Source organism: Actinomadura sp. 7K507 (assembly GCF_004348425.1).
Classification (GTDB): Bacteria; Actinomycetota; Actinomycetes; order Streptosporangiales; family Streptosporangiaceae; genus Spirillospora.
The window spans coordinates 55,710-75,581 of the sequence record NZ_SMKK01000011.1 but is presented as its reverse complement, the minus strand read 5'-3'; the positions used below and the strand labels follow the sequence as shown (position 1 = coordinate 75,581).

Annotated in this window: 18 protein-coding genes; 6 read left to right on the top strand and 12 right to left on the bottom strand. The window is 73.3% G+C overall.

The window, feature by feature from the left end:
* Positions 1-2 precede the first annotated feature (2 nt).
* The 11 genes from E1285_RS04595 to E1285_RS04545 form a co-directional block, all read right to left on the bottom strand.
* Complete coding sequence (locus tag E1285_RS04595) at positions 3-989, bottom strand: ABC transporter permease (RefSeq protein WP_132148346.1); 987 nt, start codon at positions 987-989, stop codon at positions 3-5.
* Positions 986-2,596 carry a sugar ABC transporter ATP-binding protein gene (locus E1285_RS04590; protein ID WP_165966455.1) on the bottom strand — a complete coding sequence of 537 codons (1,611 nt, stop codon included), beginning with the start codon at positions 2,594-2,596 and terminating at the stop codon, positions 986-988. Before E1285_RS04590 ends, E1285_RS04595 begins: the two co-directional genes overlap by 4 nt.
* A gap of 14 nt (positions 2,597-2,610) precedes the next feature.
* A complete protein-coding gene (locus tag E1285_RS04585) occupies positions 2,611-3,846 on the bottom strand; it encodes a substrate-binding domain-containing protein (RefSeq protein ID WP_132148342.1) in 1,236 nt (411 codons plus the stop codon).
* A complete protein-coding gene (locus tag E1285_RS04580; RefSeq protein ID WP_132148340.1) occupies positions 3,843-4,814 on the bottom strand; it encodes an ABC transporter permease in 972 nt (323 codons plus the stop codon). The genes E1285_RS04585 and E1285_RS04580 overlap by 4 nt, the downstream gene beginning before the upstream one ends.
* Entirely contained in the window at positions 4,811-6,013 is a 1,203-nt protein-coding gene (locus E1285_RS04575) for a M20/M25/M40 family metallo-hydrolase (protein WP_132148338.1), read from the bottom strand. The genes E1285_RS04580 and E1285_RS04575 overlap by 4 nt, the downstream gene beginning before the upstream one ends.
* Entirely contained in the window at positions 6,010-6,495 is a 486-nt protein-coding gene (locus E1285_RS04570; RefSeq protein WP_132148336.1) for a pyridoxamine 5'-phosphate oxidase family protein, read from the bottom strand. The genes E1285_RS04575 and E1285_RS04570 overlap by 4 nt, the downstream gene beginning before the upstream one ends.
* The gene (locus E1285_RS04565) at positions 6,492-7,343 is read right to left on the bottom strand and encodes an IclR family transcriptional regulator (protein WP_165966454.1); all 852 of its coding nucleotides are present in this window, start codon (positions 7,341-7,343) and stop codon (positions 6,492-6,494) included. The genes E1285_RS04570 and E1285_RS04565 overlap by 4 nt, the downstream gene beginning before the upstream one ends.
* A 76-nt stretch (positions 7,344-7,419) precedes the next feature.
* Positions 7,420-8,940, bottom strand: a complete 1,521-nt coding sequence (locus E1285_RS04560; protein WP_132148332.1) for a PTS ascorbate transporter subunit IIC — start codon at positions 8,938-8,940, stop codon at positions 7,420-7,422.
* 37 nt (positions 8,941-8,977) lie between these two features.
* Entirely contained in the window at positions 8,978-9,259 is a 282-nt protein-coding gene (locus E1285_RS04555) for a PTS sugar transporter subunit IIB (RefSeq protein ID WP_132148330.1), read from the bottom strand.
* Positions 9,256-9,738: a PTS sugar transporter subunit IIA gene (locus E1285_RS04550; RefSeq protein WP_132148328.1), complete on the bottom strand. Its 483-nt coding sequence runs from the start codon at positions 9,736-9,738 to the stop codon at positions 9,256-9,258. The genes E1285_RS04555 and E1285_RS04550 overlap by 4 nt, the downstream gene beginning before the upstream one ends.
* Before the next feature lie 111 nt (positions 9,739-9,849).
* Positions 9,850-11,049, bottom strand: coding sequence for an ROK family protein (locus tag E1285_RS04545; RefSeq protein WP_132148326.1), 1,200 nt, complete (start codon positions 11,047-11,049; stop codon positions 9,850-9,852).
* A gap of 78 nt (positions 11,050-11,127) precedes the next feature.
* Here E1285_RS04545 and tkt point away from each other — a divergent pair, with 78 nt between their 5' ends.
* A complete protein-coding gene (tkt, locus tag E1285_RS04540; RefSeq protein ID WP_132148324.1) occupies positions 11,128-13,173 on the top strand; it encodes a transketolase in 2,046 nt (681 codons plus the stop codon).
* Positions 13,174-13,277: 104 nt separating this feature from the next.
* On the opposite strand, the gene E1285_RS04535 is transcribed toward tkt, so the two are convergent.
* Positions 13,278-14,720: an FG-GAP repeat protein gene (locus E1285_RS04535; protein ID WP_132148322.1), complete on the bottom strand. Its 1,443-nt coding sequence runs from the start codon at positions 14,718-14,720 to the stop codon at positions 13,278-13,280.
* Between the two features lie 351 nt (positions 14,721-15,071).
* On the opposite strand from E1285_RS04535, the gene E1285_RS04530 reads away from it, so the two are divergent.
* From E1285_RS04530 to E1285_RS04510, 5 genes are all read left to right on the top strand, one after another.
* Positions 15,072-16,589, top strand: a complete 1,518-nt coding sequence (locus E1285_RS04530; RefSeq protein ID WP_132148320.1) for an FAD-dependent monooxygenase — start codon at positions 15,072-15,074, stop codon at positions 16,587-16,589.
* 84 nt (positions 16,590-16,673) lie between these two features.
* Positions 16,674-17,012 (top strand): TcmI family type II polyketide cyclase, encoded by a 339-nt coding sequence (locus E1285_RS04525; protein ID WP_132148318.1) that lies wholly within the window; start codon positions 16,674-16,676, stop codon positions 17,010-17,012.
* Entirely contained in the window at positions 17,009-18,280 is a 1,272-nt protein-coding gene (locus E1285_RS04520) for a beta-ketoacyl-[acyl-carrier-protein] synthase family protein (protein ID WP_132148316.1), read from the top strand. The genes E1285_RS04525 and E1285_RS04520 overlap by 4 nt, the downstream gene beginning before the upstream one ends.
* Positions 18,277-19,515, top strand: a complete 1,239-nt coding sequence (locus E1285_RS04515) for a ketosynthase chain-length factor (protein ID WP_132148314.1) — start codon at positions 18,277-18,279, stop codon at positions 19,513-19,515. Before E1285_RS04520 ends, E1285_RS04515 begins: the two co-directional genes overlap by 4 nt.
* A gap of 72 nt (positions 19,516-19,587) precedes the next feature.
* Positions 19,588-19,857, top strand: coding sequence for an acyl carrier protein (locus E1285_RS04510; protein ID WP_132148312.1), 270 nt, complete (start codon positions 19,588-19,590; stop codon positions 19,855-19,857).
* Positions 19,858-19,872 lie beyond the last annotated feature (15 nt).

Below are 19,872 nucleotides of genomic sequence, written 5' to 3'. Positions count from 1 at the left end.
CGTCAGTCATCACTGGTCCTCGGGACGAACAGGGCGGCGGCGGCCAGGATGACGACGCCGCGGATCAGGTCGGACGCGGTGGCGGGCAGTTGAAGCAGCGTGAAGGAACTCTCCACGAGGCCGAGCAGGGCGACGCCGCCGAGTGTCCCGACGAGGCTGGCCCGGCCGCCGAGGAGTGAGGCTCCCCCGACGACCACGACCGTGATGGCCGAGAGCTCCAGCCCCTGCCCCGCGCTGGGGGATCCGATCGTCGCCCGCGCGGCCAGCATGACCCCCGCCGCGGCGGCGAGCGTGCCCGAGATCAGGAAGGCGAGCACCAGCGTGCGCCGCACCGGCACGCCCGCCGAGCGTGCCGCGTCCCTGGCGCCGCCGACGGCGTGCACGTGCCGGCCGAAGCGCGTCCGGTGCAGCAGCACCGCCACGATCACCACGGCGACGGCGAGTACCGCCAGCGCCAGCGGGAACGGCCCGGCGCGGCGCATCCCCACGGCGGCCAGCGCCCGGGTGACCTGCCCGGTCGGGGTGGTGCTGATCAGGAACGCGATGCCCTGGATCAGGTAGAACGTCGACAGCGTCACCACGAACGCCGGGATGGTGGTCCGCGACACGATCAGGCCGTGCAGCGTCCCGATGACCGCGCCCAGCACGAGCATCGCGAGGATCGTGGGGATGGTCCGGATCGGGTAGCCGTCGATCAGCATCGCGGTCAGCAGCGCCGACAGCGTCGCGGTGGAGCCCACCGAAAGGTCGATGCCACCGGTCAGGACGACGAGATGCTGGCCGAGTGCCACCAGGCCGAGCACCACGGTCGCGGTCAGCACGTTGGCGATGTTGGCCGCCGCCCAGAACCCGCCCGGCTCCGCCAGGGTCAGCCCCGCCACCAGCACGGCGACGATGACCCAGGTCGCCAGCCCGGTGCGGGCCGCGTTCGCGAGCACGTCGCCCGCGCCGCGGCCGAACGTGCGTTCCGGCGCGGTCACGGCGGTCATGAGGCCCTGCTTTCCGGGCCGGGGCCTTCCGGGCCGGGGCCTTCCGGACCGGGGCCTTCCGGATCAAGGCCTTCCGGATCGAGGCCGTCGCGGTCGCGGCCCGTTCCGAGGGCCAGGTGCATGATCTGCTCCTCGTTGATCTCGTCGCCGGTCAGCTCGCCGCTCACCCGGCCGTCCCGGCACACCAGCACCCGGTGCGCCAGGCCCGTCACCTCCGGCAGCTCGCTGGAGGCGAACACCACGGCCATGCCCTGCGCGGCCAGCTCGGCGACGATCCGGTAGATCTCGGTCTTGGCGCCGATGTCGATGCCGCGGGTGGGCTCGTCGAGCAGCAGCACCTTCGGACCGGTCCGCAGCCACTTGGCGAGGACGATCTTCTGCTGGTTGCCGCCCGACAGCAGGCCGGTGCGCTGCCCCGGCCCCGACGCGCGGATGTTGAACCGTTCCCGCTCCTCCTCGTACGCGGCGCGCTCCCGGGCGGCCGACAGCCAGCCGCCGGGGAAGACCGAACGCAGGCTCGACAGCGTCGTGTTGGCCCGGACGGGCAGGTCGAGCACCAGGCCCTCGGTCTTGCGCTCCTCGGGGACCAGCACCACACCCGCGTCCACGGCGGCGCGCAGCGAGCCGCGCACCGGACGGCCCGCCACGGCGACCGTCCCGGCCGAGCGCGGGACCACGCCGGCCAGGGTGCGCAGCAGCGTGCTGCGTCCCGATCCGAGCAGGCCCGCGACGCCGACGATCTCCCCGGCCCGCACGGTCAGGTCGAGCGGCGGCACGGACCGTCCCGCCGGGACCAGGCCCCGGACGGCCAGTACCTCCTCGGCCCGGGGAGCGGCGGTGCCGGGGAAGACCGTGTCCACGTCCCGGCCGACCATCTCGCGGACGATCCGGTCGACCGGGTAGTCGCCCACCGGCCCGGACGAGACGTGCCGGCCGTCCCGCAGGACGGTGACGTCGTCGGCGAGCGCCCGCACCTCCTCAAGGCGGTGCGTGATGTAGATGATCGCCACGCCGTCCGCGGTCAGCTCGCGGACGACCGCGTGCAGCGCGTCCAGCCGCTCGCCGGACAGCAGGGCGGACGGCTCGTCCAGCAGCAGCACCCGGCTGCCCCGGACCAGCGCGCGGGCGATCTCGATCAGCTGCCGGGTGGCGGCCGAAAGCGTCCCGGCGCGCGTCCCCAGGGCGAGGTCTCCCAGCCCGACGCGTTCCAGCGCGGCCCTGGCCGTGGCGCGCTGCCGGCCGCGGTCCAGCAGCCCGCGCCGCGCGACCTCCTGGCCGAGCATCACGTTGTCCAGCACGGACAGCTCCGGCAGGACGGTCAGCTCCTGGTAGACGGCGGTCACGCCGTGCGCCAGCGCCTCCCGCGGGTCGGCCGGGCGGACGGTTTCGCCGCCGATCCGTACCTCGCCCTCGTCGGGCGGGTGGTTGCCGGTCAGGATGCGGACGAGGGTGGACTTGCCCGCCCCGTTCTCGCCGAGCAGGGCGTGCACCCGGCCCGGCCCGCAGACCAGGTCCGCCCCGTCCAGCGCCGTCACGCCCGGGAACCGCTTGACCAGCCCCCGCGCCTCCAGCGCCGGCGCCCCGGCCGGGTCGCGACCTTCGGTCATGTCGCCCGCCTCCCTCAGCACAGCTTCAGCTTCTTGAGCAGGTCGGCCGGGAGCGCGGTGGGCACGGCCAGGTCGTCGCTGCATTCGGGCCGGACGTACCTGCCGAGCTCCTGGTCGGTGAAGACGGCGGCGTCCACGTTCACCTCGCTCGGAACCTTCTCGCCGGCCAGCGCGTCGAGCGCGACGTCCAGGCACTGCGCGCTCTGCTCGGGCGGGAACGCCCCGAGCGCGAAGGGCACGTTCTTGCCCTGGACGGCCTTCAGGAACCCGTTGGTCACGTCGCCGGTGACCGGCGGCGTGGGCTTGCCCGCCTGGCTGTACGCCTCGTACACGCCGAGGTTGGTGATCGCCGAGTCCGACCAGATCGCGTCCAGGTCCGGGTAGCGGGCCAGCAGCTGCGCCGCCACGGTCTTGGCCTTGGTGGCCGACCAGTCGGTGTTCTGCTCGGCCACGATCTCGATGCCCGGGTACTTCTTCGCGAAGATCTTCTTCGCCTCCGCCTTGGGCAGCTCCGCCGTGGGCACGCCGGCGATCCCGGACAGCATGGCGATCTTCCCCTTGCCGCCGAGCCGCTTGGCGATCCACTCCGCCCACAGCGTCCCCTGGAGCTCGTAGTCGCGGGTCACGGTGCTGACGGCCCCGGAGCCCTCGCCGAGCCGGCCGGAGCACACCACGACCGGGATGCCCTGCGCGGCGGCGGCGCGCACCTGGCCCGTGATCGCGTCGCCCATCGGGACGACGACCATCGCGTCCGGGCGCTGCGCCACGAGCTGCTGGACGTTGTCGACCTGCTTGTTGACGTCGCCGTTCGCCGAGGCGTACAGGACGTCCACGTCCCGCTGCTCCGCCCGGTGCTTGAACGCCTCCTCGTTGGACGTCGCCCACGCGTTGGTCGGGCCCTGCGCGGCCAGCGCGATCCGGTACCCGCCGCCCGGTTCGTTCTTCGCGTACGCGGACGTGTCGACCTCGCAGATGTCCGCCTGAGACGGGGACAGGCCCTCCAGTCCGATCGCCTCGCCCGCCTTGCGCCACGTCTCGGCGTACTGCTGCTGCGCCGCCCTGGCCTGCGGGCCGGTGCACTCGGCCGCCACGCCCAGCCCGGCGGTCAGCGACTCGCGCTGGGTGCTGCACGCTCCCAGGAGGAGCACGCCCGTCACCGCCACCGCGATGACTCCCGAACGGCCGATCCTCGAACGGCCGGTCTTGGAACGGCCGGTCTTCGAACGGTGGGTCTTCGAATGGCGGGTCATCCCGCACCTCCCGCGTCGGACGTACCGCGCTGCCGCAGCCAGGTGGCCAGCAGGATCGCCGCGCCCTGCACGGCGAGCTGGCCGCCGGTCCCGGCACCGAGCTGGATCATCCAGACGATCAGTACCGCCAGCAGCGCCACACCCATCACCGTGTGCCCGATGTGGCCGCGCCCGCCGCTCAGCGCGACGCCGCCGATCACGGCCGCGGCGAGCGAGTTCAGATCCAGGCTGCGCGACAGCTGGGCGTCCACGTGCCCGGCGTACGCGGCGCTGACCAGCCCGGCCAGCACGGCCAGCAGCGCGCTGGCGATGTAACCGGCGGCGATCACCCGGCCGGTCCGGATTCCCGACAGCCGGGCGGCGCGCGGGTTGGAGCCCGTCGCGTACAGCCGCCGGCCCGCGCTCGTGCGCGCCAGGATCACGGCGGTCACGATCGCGATGCCCGCGAACAGCCAGAGCGGGGTCGGGACGCCCAGGAACCGTCCCGAGCCGAGCGGCTGGAGCGATCCCGGGATGTCGCCCGCCGCCGTGCCCTTCGTCCACGCCGTGATCGCGCCCTGGACGAGCACGAACATCGCGAACGTGGCGACGAACGGCGGCACCCGGCGCAGGACCACCAGCCCGGCGTTCACCGCGCCCACCCCGGCCCCGGCGAGCGCGGCCAGCCCGATCGCGCCCGCGAGCCCGGCGTCGCCGGCCTGCGTCGCGACGATCACGGTGGTGAGGCCCATGACGGCGCCGACCGACAGGTCGATGCCCCGGCCGAGCAGGACCAGCGTCTGGCCGACCGCGGCGATGCCGATCAGGCCCGCCTGGAACAGGACCAGGCGCAGGTTGGCGTCGGAGTAGAAGCCGGGCGTCACCACCGCCGCGATGACCAGCACGAGCGCCAGTCCGCTCAGCGGCATCAGCGTCGCGGCCGACACCGCCGGACGGCCCGTCCCGGCCGTCGCGGTCCCGGCGCTCATCGGCCGGCACCCGCGCAGAACGCGGCGGCGATGTCCGCGTAGAGGTCGACGGCCTGGCGCAGCGCCGTCACCGAGACCCACTCGTCGGCACCGTGCGCCCGCCGCAGCAGGCCGGGCCCGAACGCGGGCAGGACGGGAACGTTCCAGGCAGGTTGCAGGATGGACGCGTCCGTCGTCCCCGGGAACATCGCGTCCGGCGGGATGTGCCCGAGCACGCGCCCGGCGGCGGCGCGGACGGCGCGCGGCAGCGGCCCGTCCGGGTCGGAGACCGTGCCGGGCAGGAAGCCCTGCTCGTCGAACTCGACCTCCAGCCGTGCCCCGGTACGCGCGGCGACCCCTTCCACCAGGGCCGCGACGGGCTTCTCCACGTCCTCGCGGGTCATGCCGGGCAGGAGCCGGACCTCGGTGTCCACGCCCATCCGGCCGGGCAGCACCCCGTACCCGACACCGCCCCGGTAGGCGAGCCCGGTGTTGAGCGTCGTGGTCCATCCCCGGATGCCGTACGGGTCGTCCGGGGACGGGATCGCGAGTTCTTCGGCCAGCGCGACCGCGGCGTGCGCGGCGTCCACCCCCGCGTTGCGGGTGCCCGGCTCGCCGGAAAGGCTCGAATGCCCCTGCCGCCCGTAGGCGGTGGCCCGCAGCCGGGCGATGCCGCGGCTGCCGAGGTGCAGGTGGTCGTAGTCGTCGCGCATGCCGCCCGGCTCGCCGATCAGCACGGCGTCGGGCAGGTCCGGGGGCGGGGCCTCGGCGAGGTACTGCGCGCCGTGGTGGGCGCCGTCCTCCTCGTCGGCCGTGAACAGGAGCGAGAGGCGTCCGCGCGCCGGGCCGCCGGTCCCGGTGAGCCGGCCGGCGGCGAGGACCATGGCGGCCAGGGCGCCCTTCATGTCGGCCGAGCCGAGACCGTAGAGGCGGTCGCCGTCGATCTCGGCGGCGAACGGGTCGGCCGTCCAGTCGGCGTCGCCGACGGGCTTGGTGTCCATGTGGCCGCACAGCGCCAGATGCCGGCCGCCGGGACCGAAGTCGACGGTGAACAGCAGGTTGGGCCGCGAACTGGAACGTTCCAGCACAGCGGGTGCGGGCAGCCCCGCCTGAACGCCGATCTCCGCGAGAGCCCCGGCGACCGCGCTCTCGTCGCCTCCCGGGTTCGGACTCGGAACCCGGACCAGCGCCCGGGTGAGCTCGACGACGTCGGTGTTCACTTGTACCGCCTCGCCCAGTCGTTGCCCTGCCAGGTCGTGAGCTTCACCGGGTCGAGCCGGAACAGCCAGCGCGGCTTGTCCAGCGTCGGCTGCAGGTACTGCGGGCCGTTCTCGCCCAGGTAGCGGACGCTCATCCGCTCGGCGATCGGCAGCCACCGCCCGTCCAGGCACGGCTCCTCCACCAGCACCGCACGCGCCTGCGCCATCACCTTGCGCTGGGTACCGGCCTCGTCCACCGTGATCGCGCAGCGCGGCTCGGCCGCCAGGTAGCGGGCCCACGCCGCGCGGGCCCTCGGCACCACCCAGAAGGACGAGCCGTCCCACTCGTGCCAGCAGGGCACCGCGTACGGCCAGCCGTCCTCGTCCAGGCAGGCCAGCCGCGCGATGTGCCCCTCGGCCAGGAAGGCCGAGACCTCGTCGCCGGCCATGCTCCCGACCTTGCCGCGCCAGTTCTCGCCTGTGGGGGCGGGCGTCTCGGTCATGAGACCTCCTCTCGTCTCTCCGGTTGCCGCGCGTCGGCGGGACCGGCCGTGGTGTGGTGCCCGAGCCGCCCGGACAGCGTCGCGGCGGCGGCCAGCGCCAGCTCCGCGACCGCGGGCACGTCCTCGCGCGGGAACCGGTAGGCGGGCGCCGAGACGGAGAGTGCCGCGACGACCCGCCCCGTGTGGTCGCCGACGGGCACGGCCACGCAGCGGACGCCGTCCTCGTTCTCGATCTCGTCGATCGCGTAGCCGCGTTCGCGGATCGCGGCCAGCTCGGCGGCCAGCGCCTCGGGATCGGTGATGGTGTTGGGGGTCTTGCGGACCAGCGGGCGCCCCGTGCAGCGCCGCAGGGCCTCCGGTCCGGCGTGCGCGAGCAGCGCCTTCCCTATCCCGGTGCTGTGCAGGGGGTTCACGGTCCCGACCACGGCCGCGGGCCGGACCGCCTGCGGGCTGTCGACCTTGGCGACGTACAGCACCTGGTCGTCCTGGACGATGCCGAGAAAGCACGTCTCGCGGGTCCTGGCCGCCAGGTCGGCCATCAGGTCCTCGGCGAGCCCGCGAAGGTCCAGACGGTCGAGGAACCGCTGCCCCCAGACCGCCAGCCGGGGGCCCAGGTCGTACAGCCCGGCGGCGTCGATGCGCAGGATCTCCCCGTCCAGCAGCACCTCCAGCAGCCGCACCACGGTGCCGCGCGGGATCTCGCTGGCGTCGACCAGGTCGGTGAGCCGCTGCGGCCCGCCCGCGGCGATCAGGTCGACCAGCCCCATGCCCTTCACCAGGGCCTTGGCCGTACCGGTGGCCGCCCCGGGGGTCACTTTGGACGTGTCGTCCATTCCCAATCTGGACATGGCGTCCATTCCTACCAGGACCGCCATGAGCTGCACAAGTTCTCGCAGCAGCGGGTGGTGGCAGGCGCGGGAAGGCTCAGGTGGCCGCGCCGGTGCCTTCCTCCGGCTCGGTCTTCTCCGGCCCGGTCTTCTCCGGCTCGGTCTCCTTGGCGGCCGCGGCCAGGGCGGCGTCGCGCTTGGCGCCCGGGTCCCAGCCGGTCAGGACGAAGCGCTTCTGTACCCAGATCGCCAGGGCCATGAGGGCGACGACCAGCGCCAGCAGCAGGAGCAGGCCCAGGACGGGGCCGCCCTTGACCGCGTAGCCGGTGACGATGCCGAACCATCCGAAGTCGGCGTCCCCGAACGTGGTGTTGGCCTTGCCGAACGAGCCGAGCACGTCCAGGAGCAGCGCGGGCAGGAACGTGATGATCACGCCGTTGACGAACGCCCCCGCGACCGCGCCGCGCCGTCCGCCGGTGGCGTTGCCGAACACGCCGGCCGCGCCGCCGGTGAAGAAGTGCGGGACCAGTCCCGGGAGGATCAGCGCCATGCCCACCCACGGCTCGAAGATCCAGGCGATCAGCCCGAGGCTCACCAGGCCGCCGACGAAGCTGGACAGGAAGCCCACCAGGACGGCGTTCTGCGCGAACGGGAAGACGATCGGGGCGTCCAGCGCGGGGACCGCGCCGGGGACGACCCGCTCGGCGATGCCCTGGAAGGCGGGCACCAGCTCGCCCAGGATCGTGCGCACGCCGAACAGGATCACCGCGACGGCGATGCCGAACTGCAGGCCCTGCATGACCGCCTGCATGAGGTAGTCGCCGACGTCGGCCGACGGTGTCTCGAACGCGGCGAACGCCTCCTCCCGACCCGAGGAGACCAGGAACAGCACCGCCATCACCACGTAGATGATCACCATCGACAGCGCGGTGGCGACCATCGAGTCGCGCAGGAAGCGCAGCCCCTCGGGGATCTTCATCTCCTCGGTGCTGCGGCTGCGGCGGCCGACGACCTGGCCGGTGGCGCCGGCCGCGATGTAGCCCAGCGTGCCGAAGTGGCCGATCGCGATCTTCCCGTCGCCGCCGACCCGGCGGGTCCAGGGCTGCGCGAGCGCCGGCATGGCGACCAGCATGGTCGCCAGCAGGATCGTTCCAACGAGCACGACCTCGAAGGTGGGCATGTCGGTCACGGCCAGCACCATGGTCAGCAGCGTGGCCATGAACAGCATGTGGTGCCCGGTCAGGAACACGTAGCGCAGCGGGGTGAGCCGGGCCAGCACCAGGCTGAGCACGAAGCCCAGGATCATGATCCAGGCCACCTGGGCGCCGAACCGCTCCTGCGCGATGCCGACGATCGCCTCGTTGGTGGGGACCACGCCCTGGGCCCCGGTCGAGCCCTGGATCATCGCGCCGAGCGGGTCGAGCGCCGCGACGACGAGGGTGGCGCCCGCACCGATGAGCAGGAAGCCGAGCGCGGCCTTGAGCCCGCCGCCGATCACCTGGCCGACCGACCGGCGCAGGGCCACCAGGCCGACCGCGGTGATGATGCCGACCAGGTAGGCGGGGACGCTGAGGATCTCGTTGACGACGAATTCGGCTACGGTGACCAGCCAGTCCATGGGGGTGTCCTCCTCGCTTCGCCCCGGGCGGGGGTGTTCAGCCGCGGTCTCGGAGCGTCGCGGAGAGCTTGCCGGCGATCTCGTCCACGTCGACGAAGTTGTCGACGACCACCACGTCCGCCCGCACGTCGCCGAGCTCCTCGGCCAGGTCGGACGAGGTGAGGACCACGTCGGCGGTGACGGCGGCCCCGCGGGCGCTGCCGATGTCGGCGACCTCGACCTCGCCGGCGACGCCGAGGCGTTCGAGCGCCTTCTCGGCGTTCATCTTGAGGATGATGCTGGTGCCGATGCCCATGCCGCAGACCGCGAGCAGCTTCATTGCGTGCTTCCTTCGTACTCGGAGATGAGCCGCCGGACCCCGGCGGCCGACGTCGCCTCTCGCAGCGCCCCCATGCGGTCCGCGTCGGCCAGCATGCGGGCGAGCCGGGCCAGTGCGCCCGAATGCGCGTCATGGTCGACCGCGGCCAGGCCGATCACCAGCCGTACCGGGTCGTTGGCCGCGCTGCCGAACTCCACGGGGGCGGCCAGCCCCGCCCAGGACAGTCCCGTGCGGAGCACGGACGGGGAGGGACGGGAGTGCGCCAGCGCCAGTCCCGGGGCGATGACGATGTAGGGGCCGTGCTCCACGACGGTCTGGATCATCTCGTCGGTGTAGCCGTCGGTCGCCCTCCCCGTGGCCACCAGCAGATCGCCCGCGGCGCGGACCGCCGACCGCCAGTCGGCGGCCGGGACGCCGACCGCGACGGCCTCCTCGGGCAACGCGTCGAGCAGGGAGAGTTCACCTGGTTGCGCTGTCATCGCCGGTTCCTCACGGGGCCGATTCAACATGCGAAACCGACTTCTGTCTACAGTTACCCCGAAGTCTGAACGTTTACCGGCAAAAGGCTCAAGCGGCGAACCCGCCGCCCGTCAGCCCAAGGCGGCGCTGATCCGGTCCGCGTCGTACAGCCACTCGTGCACCAGCAGCGCCGCGCCGATCGTGCCGGCCCGGGACCCCAGCGTGGTCGGGACGATCTGCAGGTCCCGCGAGGCCAGGACCTGCGACCTCTCGTACACCACCTCGCGGATCCCCGCCAGCAGCGGCTCGCGCGCCTCGGCCAGGTTGCCGCCGATGACGATGAGCGACGGGTTGAACAGCCCGACCACATCGGCGAGGGCCTCGCCGACCAGCCGTCCCGCCTGCCGGACGAGCCGGATGGTCTCGTGGTCGCCGCGCCGCGCCAGCCGGGCGATGTCCTGGCTGGTCCGCACGTCGTAGCCCTTCTCCACGAGGGTGCGGCGGATCGCCCACCCGCCCGCCGTCGCCTCCAGGCAGCCGTTGTTGCCGCAGCGGCACGGCTCGTCGGTGCCCCGCCGCAGGTGGCCCAGGTCGCCGGCGGCGCCCTGGGCGCCCCGGTAGACCTCGCCGCCGACGATCAGCGCGGCGCCGATCCCCATCCCGATCTTGACCACCACCACGTCGCGGCGGCCGTGGCCGCCGGCCCGCTGCTCGCCCAGCGCCATGATGTTGACGTCGCGGTCGGCGACGGCGGCCGGGGCCGGGGCACCGGGACCGGCGAGGTCGGCGAGGTCGCGTGCCAGCCGTTCGGAGACCGGGACCCCGTCCCATCCGGGCATGATCGGCGGGCTCACCAGCCGCCCGGTGGCCGAGTCCACCGGGCCGGGCACGCCGGCGCCGATGCCGCGCACGTCGGCGGGGGCCCGGCCGATCCGGTCGAGCAGGCGGGCGAACGCGTCGCGCACCCAGCCCAGGACCGCGTCCGGGCCGGCGGCGACGTCGAGGTCGGCCTCGTCCTCGGCCAGCACCTCCGCGCCCAGGTCGGTGACGGCGACACGGGTGTGCCCGCCGCCGATGTCCGCGCCGAGCAGCACCCCGGCTCCGCGGTTGAAGGCGAACGTCTCCGGTGGGCGGCCCCCGCTGGAGCCCGCGTCACCGGTGGGAAGGATCAGCCCCTCCTCCAGCAGCGCGTCCAGGCGCTGAGCCACGGTCGACCGCGCGAAGCCGGAGAGCCGCACGAGATCCGCGCGGGTGCTGGCCCTGCCGGTGCGGATGAGCGTGAGCAACGTGCCGGCACCGGCTCGCGGCACCACCGTTCCTTTGTCCGTCACCTATCCAGGATACTTTTGTCTATCAAAGCTCAAAAGTATGCCTAGTGGTAGCCATAAGCGAGGAGGCGGGGGCGCGGGATGACGGACCTCGATCGGAAGGCACTCGACCGGAAGGCGGTCGACGCGGCGCGGGTGCTGGCGCTCGACGTCGTCGAGGCCAAGGGCAACGGTCACGCGGGCACCGCGATGGCCCTGGCGCCCGTGGCCCACCTGCTGTTCCAGGAACTGATGCGGCACGATCCCGCCGATCCGGGCTGGCGCGGGCGGGACCGGTTCGTGCTGTCGGCCGGGCACGCGAGCCTCCTGCTCTACACCCAGCTCTACCTGACCGGCTACGGGCTCACGCTCGACGATCTGCGCCGGACCCGCGCGCTCGGGTCCCGGACGCCGGGCCATCCGGAGTACGGGCACACCCCCGGCGTGGAGATGACGACCGGCCCGCTCGGCCAAGGCGTCGCCACCGCCGCCGGCATGGCGATGGCGCTGCGGCATGAGCGCGCCCTCCTCGACCCGGACGCCCCTCACGTCCCGGACTCCCCCTTCGCCCGCACGGTCTGGTGCGTGGCCGGCGACGGCGACCTGCAGGAAGGCGTCAGCGCGGAGGCGTCGTCACTGGCCGGGACGCTGGGCCTCGGCGAACTCGTCCTGGTCTACGACGACAACGGGATCAGCATCGACGGGCCGGCCTCCCTGTCGTTCACCGACGACACCGCCGCGCGATACCGCGCCTACGGCTGGCACGTCCAGACCGTGGAGGACGGCGAGGACCTCGGCGCGCTCCGCGTGGCGCTGGCGGCGGCCCGGGACGAGCGCGACCGGCCGTCCCTGGTGGCCGTGCGCACCGTGATCGGTGCCCCCGCGCCGGGTCGCGGAGGCACCGCCGCGGCGCACGCGGGCCCCTTCGGCGCGGACGAGACCGCCGAGGTGAAGCGGCTGCTCGGCATGGACCCCCACGCCTCGTTCGCCGTACCGGAGCCGGTCCTCGAGCACACGCGAGCCGCGCTGCGGCGGGGCGCCCGCCTGCACGGCGACTGGGACAGGGCGCACAGCGCCTGGCGCACGGCTCATCCAGACCTCACCGGGCTGGACGAACGCCTGGCCACGGGCACGCTTCCGCCGGACTGGGCCGGCGCGCTGCCCGGCCTCGGCGGCACCGCCGGGCCGACCCGCGCGGCGAACGGCGCGGTGCTGGAGGCCCTCACCGAACGCCTCCCGGAGATCTGGGGAGGCTCGGCCGACCTGTCGTCCTCGACCAACGTCGCCTTTCCCGGCCGCCGCCCGTTCTCCGCGGACCACCCGGCCGGGACGTCCCTCCACTTCGGCGTCCGCGAGCACGCCATGGCCGCCATCGCCAACGGCATCGCCCTGCACGGCGGCTTCCGCCCGTTCGCGACCACCTACCTGGCGTTCTCCGACTACCTGCGCCCGGCCCTGCGGCTGGGCGCCCTGATGCGGCTGCCCGTCACGTTCGCGTTCACCCACGACTCGGTGTCGGTCGGCGAGGACGGTCCGACCCACCAGCCGGTCGAGCAGTTGTGGGGGCTGCGCGGGGTTCCGGGCGTAGACGTCGTCCGTCCCGCCGACGCCGCCGAGACCGCGGCGGCCTGGCGGCGCGTCCTGGAACGCCCCGGCGGCCCGGTGGCCTTCGCCCTCGGGCGGCACTCCGTCCCCGCCCTCGACGTGACCGGCCGCGACCTGCACGACCTCCATGACAAGGTCGCGCGCGGCGGCTACGTCCTGGCCGGCTCCGCACCGCCGGACGTGGTGCTCATCGCGACGGGCTCGGAGGTCTCACTCGCCCTGGAGGCCCGCGGGCACCTGGCACGGGACGGCATCGCCGCGCGGGTGGTGTCGATGCCGTGCGTGGAGTGGTTCGAGGACCAGGACGAGGCGTACCGCGACCTCGTCCTGCCCCCGGAGGTGCCCGCCCGCGTGACCGTCGAGGCGGGCACCGCACAGGGCTGGTGGCGCTACCTCGGCACGCACGGCGAACCCGTCTCGGTCGAGCACTTCGGCGTCTCGGGCCCCGGCGACCGCGTCCTCGCCGAACTGGGCATCACCGTCGAAGCCGTCGTCGCCGCGGCCCGCCGCTCCCTCGAACGCTCCGCCCGCACGGCGCCATAGCCCGTCCGGATCCGACCCGGTGAGGACGCCCGTCCGCCGCGTGCCGGTGACCGGCTCAGGCCTGCGCGCCGACTGCGCCGCGCGGGCCTGAGCCGGCCCCTGGGTCACCCGGTGGGGTCCGAGGCGACGCTCGATCCGAACGCGGATCCCGCCGGCACGCCGTCGCGGCCCGCGAACCAGTTGTCCGCCACGACGGCCGTGCCGAACAGCGCCCGCCAGGGTGTCGCGTGGACGGCGCCCTCGCCGTCGTGCCCGGGGGCGCCGGCCACGATGCTCGCCGCACCGGGCCCGAACGCCAGCGCCGCGCCGAAGCGGGCCCTCGCCTTCGGCGCGTCGCCGAAGCCGTCGGTCTCCTGGCTGACGACCCCGTCCACCCGGGGGTCGGAGCCGACCTGGACCCCGTGCACCCGGCCCGCGTCGACCAGGTCGCCCAGGTCCTCGCCGGGCGAGCCGATCGCCACCGACACCTCCGGGCCAGGCGCGGACGCGGACTCGATCACGCCCGCGGCCACGCTGGTGCCGAACCCGTCGCCGTCCTCGCTGGCTCCCGGCACCCCGGCCGTGCCCTGGTGCACCGCCAGCACCTCGGTGACCTGCCGGCCGTCATAGCCGAGGACGGTCACCATCCCGGCGTCCGCCGCGTCACCGAGGTCCTCGCCCGGCACCCCTGCGGCCACGCGCACCGGCAGCGAGGGATCCCAGGCCGCCGCGACGCTCGCGCCGAACCGGTCGCCGGGCTCGGATGCGCCGCTGATGCCGGCGGAGTCCTGGCCGATCCCCGTCTCCTCGATGGCCACGACCGGGTCCTCGACGATGTGGATCATTCCGGCGTCCTTCTTGGTGGCGACGTCCTCGCCGGGCACGCCGATCACCGCCGTCGGCTTGTCGAACGAACCGGCCGCCAGCGACGCGCCGAACCGGTCGCCGGACTCCACGGTGCCGTCGAAGTACTGCGTGTCCTGGTTCAACTCCGTGACACCGTCGACCTGGCCGCCGCGGATCGACACGACCTGGACGGCGCCCGCGTCCACCTTGGCCTCGCCGTCGCCCAGGTCCTCGCCCGGCACGCCGACCAGCACCGTGCCGCCCATGGCGGCCACCGCCGATCCGTAGCCGTCGCCCGGTTCGGACAGGTCCGGTACCCCGCCGGCGCCCTGCCGCAGGACGATCGGCGCGGGCTGCCCGTCGTTCCCGGGGCCGAAGACCACGTGCACCGCCCCGGCGCCGTTGTTCTCGCCGGGCGCGCCGACGATCAGATCCGCGGCGCCGTTCCGGTCGACGTCGGTCACGGCGACCGATGCGCCGAACCGGTCCCCGGCCTCGGGCTGGTCGGCGATGCCCGCCGTGCCCTGCCGCAGCGTCAGCCACCGGTCGCCGCACCGTACCTGGACGGCCCCTGCCCTCGTCTGCCCGTCGACGACGGCCGCGGGGTCGCCCGCCGCCGCCCGCAACTCGCAGTTCTCCGCCGCCGCGGCGACCCCGGTCGGCACGGGCGCGATGAGCACGCCCGCCACCGCCACTCCCACGATCTTTCGACGTCTGGTCATGTACGCCTCTCCTGCGGGGATTGCCGGTGAAGCTCACTCCCGAGTTGGGACGCCCGATGACCTTGAACGGATTACGCGATCTTCGCCCGAACGCCCCCGCCCCGTCGTCCACGGCCCGCACGTCCGGCGCCGGGGACGCCGTGGGCGAAATGGATCGGACGCGACCACATCGGCCGCGCCCTGTTGACCGCTCTGATTTACCTGCCTCTTACAATTAACAATCACATGACGAAGATATACATAGATCTTGCGTACCCGACTTGACCCTCCCCCGCCGGAATGTGGATTTTGGTGAATGGCTCCAATGCATTTGCCTGAGATGTCCCGAAGATCAAGCATGGGGAGAGTGAGATGGACACTTCCGTGATCATTGCTGGCGCCGGCCCGGCAGGGCTCACCCTGTCCGCGGAGTTGCGGCTGGCCGGAGTGGACGTCATCGTTCTGGAGAAACTACGGGAGCCCACCGGGCAATCCCGCGGCCTGGGTTTCACCGGCCGGACCATGGAGGTGTTCGACCAGCGCGGGCTCCTCCCGCTGCTTCCCGACCTCGAAACCAGCAACGTCGGGCACTACGGCGGACTGGGCCTGGACTTCAGCGTGATCGAAGGCGCCCACTGGGTGGGCAAGGACCTGCCGCAAGCACGCACCGAGGAGATGCTGACCGAATGGGCCGTGGGCCTGGGCGCCGACATCAGGCGGGGCCACGAGGTCGTGGCGTTGAGCCAGGACGACCAGGGCGTGGCCGTGGAGGTCGACGGGCCGGGCGGGCGGAGCCGGTTCTCCGCCCAGTACCTGGTGGGATGCGACGGCGGCCGCAGCTCCGTGCGGAAGCTGGCGGGCTTCGACTTCCCCGGCCTCCCCGCGACGCTGGAGATGTTCATCGCCGATGTCAAGGGCGCCGACATCGAGCCGCGCTGGACCGGTGAGACCAGGCCCAACGGAATGGTCATGGCGGGCCCGCTGAACGACGAGATCACCAGGATCGTCGTCTGCGAGAAGGACCACCCGCCGCCCGCCGAACGCCGGACCGAGCCCCCGAGCTTCGCGGAGGTCGCCGGCGGCTGGGAGCGCCTCACCGGCCAGGACATCAGCCACGGCACCGCCGCCTGGGTCACCTCCTTCGGCAACGCCACCCGGCAGGTGACCGAGTACCGCAGGGGGCGCGTCCTGCTGGCCGGCGACGCCGCCCACATTCACCTGCCGGCCGGCGGCCAGGGCATGAACACCGGCATCCAGGACGCGATGAACCTGGGCTGGAAGCTCGCCGCCCAGGTGCACGGCACCGCCCCCGGCGGGCTGCTGGACTCCTATCACACCGAGCGTCACCGGGTGGCGGAGCGGGTGCTCACCAACACGCGGGCACAGGGCCTGCTCTTCCTCAACGGGGACGAGATGCAGCCCCTGCGGGACGTCCTGACCGAGCTCATCCAGTATCCCGAGGTCAGCCGCCACCTGGTGGGAAGCGTCAGCGGGATCGACATCCGCTACGACATGGGCACGGGCGACCACCCGCTGCTCGGCGCGCGGATGCGCCCCGGCGAGGAGATCGACACCGACGGCGGGCGGACCAGGGTGGGCGAGCTGCTGCACGCCGGCCGCGGCGTGCTGCTCGACCTGACCGGAGACGCCGCCGTCCTCCGCGAGGCGGCCGGCTGGGCCGACCGGGTGGACGCCGTGACGGGCCGGCCCCGGGCCGAGAGCGAGCTGGCGGGCACCGAGGCCGTCCTCATCCGCCCCGACGGCCATGTCGCGTGGGCGGCGCCGGGATGCGGCCCGGCGGACCGCGCGCTGCGGCGGTGGTTCGGCGCCCCCGCCGCGGGCCGCGCCGCCGCCGGCCGCGCCACCGCGGACGCCCTCGCACGGGGCTGACCCCCGCGCACCGCGCCGGCGAGCCCTGTTCACGGCCCAACGTCCGGCGGTGCGCCGACACCTCGCGAAAGGGAGTGACGCAGCGTGCACAGCACCTTGATCGTGGCCCGGCTGAAACCGGCGTCTGAAAACGAGGTCGCGCGACTGTTCCGCGATTTCGACACCACCGGGATGCCCGACCTCATGGGAACGAGGCGGCGCCAGCTCTTCAGCTTCCACGACCTGTATTTCCACCTTCAGGATTTCGATTCCGACGACGGCGGCGCCGCTATTCAGGAGGCGAGTTCGCACCCGCTCTTCCAGGAGATCAGTGCCGCTCTGAAGTCCTACATCGACCCTTACGACCCCGAAACCTGGCGATCCCCGAAGGACGCGATGGCCAAGCGGTTCTACGAATGGACCGATCGGAGGCCGGGGACATGACAAGACGGGCCGTCATCACCGGCATCGGAGTGCTGGCGCCCGGCGGAACGGGTGTCAAGGACTTCTGGAGCCTGCTGACCGAGGGGCGGACGGCGACCCGGGGCATCACCTTCTTCGACCCGGAGCCGTACCGTTCGCGGATCGCCGCCGAGATCGATTTCGATCCCGCGGCACACGGGCTGCGCCCCCAGGAGATCCGCCGGATGGATCGCGCGGCGCAGCTCGCCGTGGTGGCCACACGGGAGGCCGTGGCGCGCGCCGGCCTGGAGCCGCAGGAGGACGACCCCTGCCGCGTCGGCGTGTCGATCGGCAGCGCGGTCGGCGCCACCATGGGCCTGGACCGGGAGTACTGCGTGGTCAGCGACGGCGGACGGCTGGATCCGGTCGATCACCGCTACGCGCCCGCACACCTGTACGACTACTTCGTGCCGAGCTCCTTCGCCGCCGAGGTCGCCTGGGCCGTGGGCGCGGAAGGGCCGGCGACGGTGGTGTCGACCGGCTGCACCTCCGGTATCGACGCGGTCGGCCACGCCGGGGAGCTCATCGGCGAGGGCTCGGCGGACGTGATGATCTGCGGTGCCACGGACGCGCCGATCTCGCCGATCACCGTGGCCTGCTTCGACGCGATCAAGGCGACCTCGCCGCGCAACGACGATGCCGGGCAGGCTTCGCGGCCGTTCGACCGCACCCGGAACGGTTTCGTGCTGGGTGAGGGAGCCGCCGTGTTCGTGGTGGAGGAGCAGGAGCGTGCCCGGCGGCGCGGCGCGCCGATGATCGCGGAGGTCTCGGGATTCGCGACCCGCTGCAACGCCTTCCACATGACGGGCCTGCGGCCGGACGGACGAGAGATGGCCGAGGCCATCCGCGTCGCGATGGACGAGGCGCGGACCGCCCCGGAGGACATCGACTACGTCAACGCGCACGGCTCGGGCACCAAGCAGAACGACAGGCATGAGACCGCGGCGTTCAAGCGCGGCCTCGGTGACCACGCCCACCGTGTCCCGGTCAGCTCCATCAAGTCGATGATCGGCCATTCGCTGGGCGCGATCGGTTCGATCGAGATCGCCGCGTCGGCGCTGGCCATCGAGCACGACGTGGTGCCGCCGACGGCGAACCTGCACCATCCCGATCCCGAATGCGACCTGGACTACGTGCCGCTGACCGCCCGCGATGTGCGTACCGGCGCGGTGCTCACCGTGGGCAGCGGGTTCGGCGGGTTCCAGAGCGCCATGGTGCTGCGGGCTCCGCGCGGGAGGGGCGGAACATGACCGGGACGGTACTGGTGACCGGCGTCGGTGTGGCCGCGCCCACGGGCCTCGGCACGGCCGACCACTGGACGGCCACCCGCCGGGGACGCGCCGCCATCGATCGCGTCACCAGGTTCGATCCGGAGCGGTACCCGTCGCGGCTGGCCGGCGAGGTGCCCGGCTTCACGGCCGAGGAGCACCTGCCGAGCAGGCTGATCCCGCAGACCGACCACATGACCCGGCTCGCGCTGGTGGCCGCGGACTGGGCGCTGGCCGACGCGGATGTGTCCGAAGGCGACCTGAACGAGTTCGACGTCGGCGTGGTCACGGCGAGTTCGTCGGGCGGCTTCGAGTTCGGCGAGGGCGAGCTGCGGAACCTGTGGAGCAAGGGCGGCCAGTACGTCAGCGCGTACCAGTCGTACGCCTGGTTCTACGCGGTCAACACCGGCCAGATATCCATCCGCCACGGTCTGCGCGGGCCGGGCGGGGTGCTGGTGAGCGACCAGGCCGGCGGGCTGGACGCCATCGCCCAGGCCCGGCGCAGGATCCGCAAGGGCGCCAAGCTGATCGTCTCGGGCGGCGTCGACGCCTCACTCTGCTCCTGGGGCTGGGCGGCCCTGCTGACCAGCGGGCGGCTCAGCGCCGCCGACGACCCCGAGCAGGCCTACCTGCCCTTCGACCCCCGGGCGCGCGGTCATGTGCCGGGCGAGGGAGGCGCCCTGCTCATCCTCGAGGACGCCGCTTCGGCACGCGAGCGCGGTGTGTCCGGCTGGTACGGCGAGATCGCGGGATACGGGGCCACCTTCGACCCGCGGCCGGGCAGCGACCGCGAGCCCGGCCTGCGCAACGCCATCCGGCTGGCACTGCGGGACGCGCGGGCCGAACCCGGCGAGATCGACGCGGTGTTCGCCGACGCCGCCGCGACACCCGAGCTCGACCGCGTCGAGGCCGAGGCGATCGCCGCCGTCCTGGGACCGCGCGCGGTGCCGGTCACCGCCCCCAAGACGATGACCGGGCGGCTCAACTCCGGCGCCGGGCCGCTGGACCTGGCGACCGCGCTGCTGGCGATCCGCGACGGGCTGGTCCCTCCGACCGCCAACGTCGACCCCGATCCCGGATATCCGATCGACCTGGTGGTCGGCGAGCCGCGCCCGCAGGACGTGCGCAGCGCGCTGGTGCTGGCGCGCGGCCAGGGCGGGTTCAACTCCGCCGTCGTCGTCCGCGCCCCGGAGCCGGGTCACGCGCGCGCGCCGTGACCCGTCCACCACGACCCGTTCACCACGAGTCCCCTGCTCACCATGACCCCTCGACGAAAGGAGGAGACGGAGATGAACCAGGCGGAATTCAAGATCGACGATCTCCGGCGCGTGCTGACCGAGGCCGCCGGCACCCCCGAGGAGGTGGATCTGGAGGACGACATCCTCGACATGGAGTTCGACGTCCTCGGCTACGACTCGCTGGCCCTCCAGGAGACCGGCAGCCGCGTCGAGCGCGCGTACGGCATCGAGCTGGAGGACGAGGCGATCGTCGATGCCAGGACTCCCCGCGAGTTCCTGTCGACGGTCAACATGCGGCTCGCGGACATGGACGCGGGCTAGCGAACAGTCCAGCGA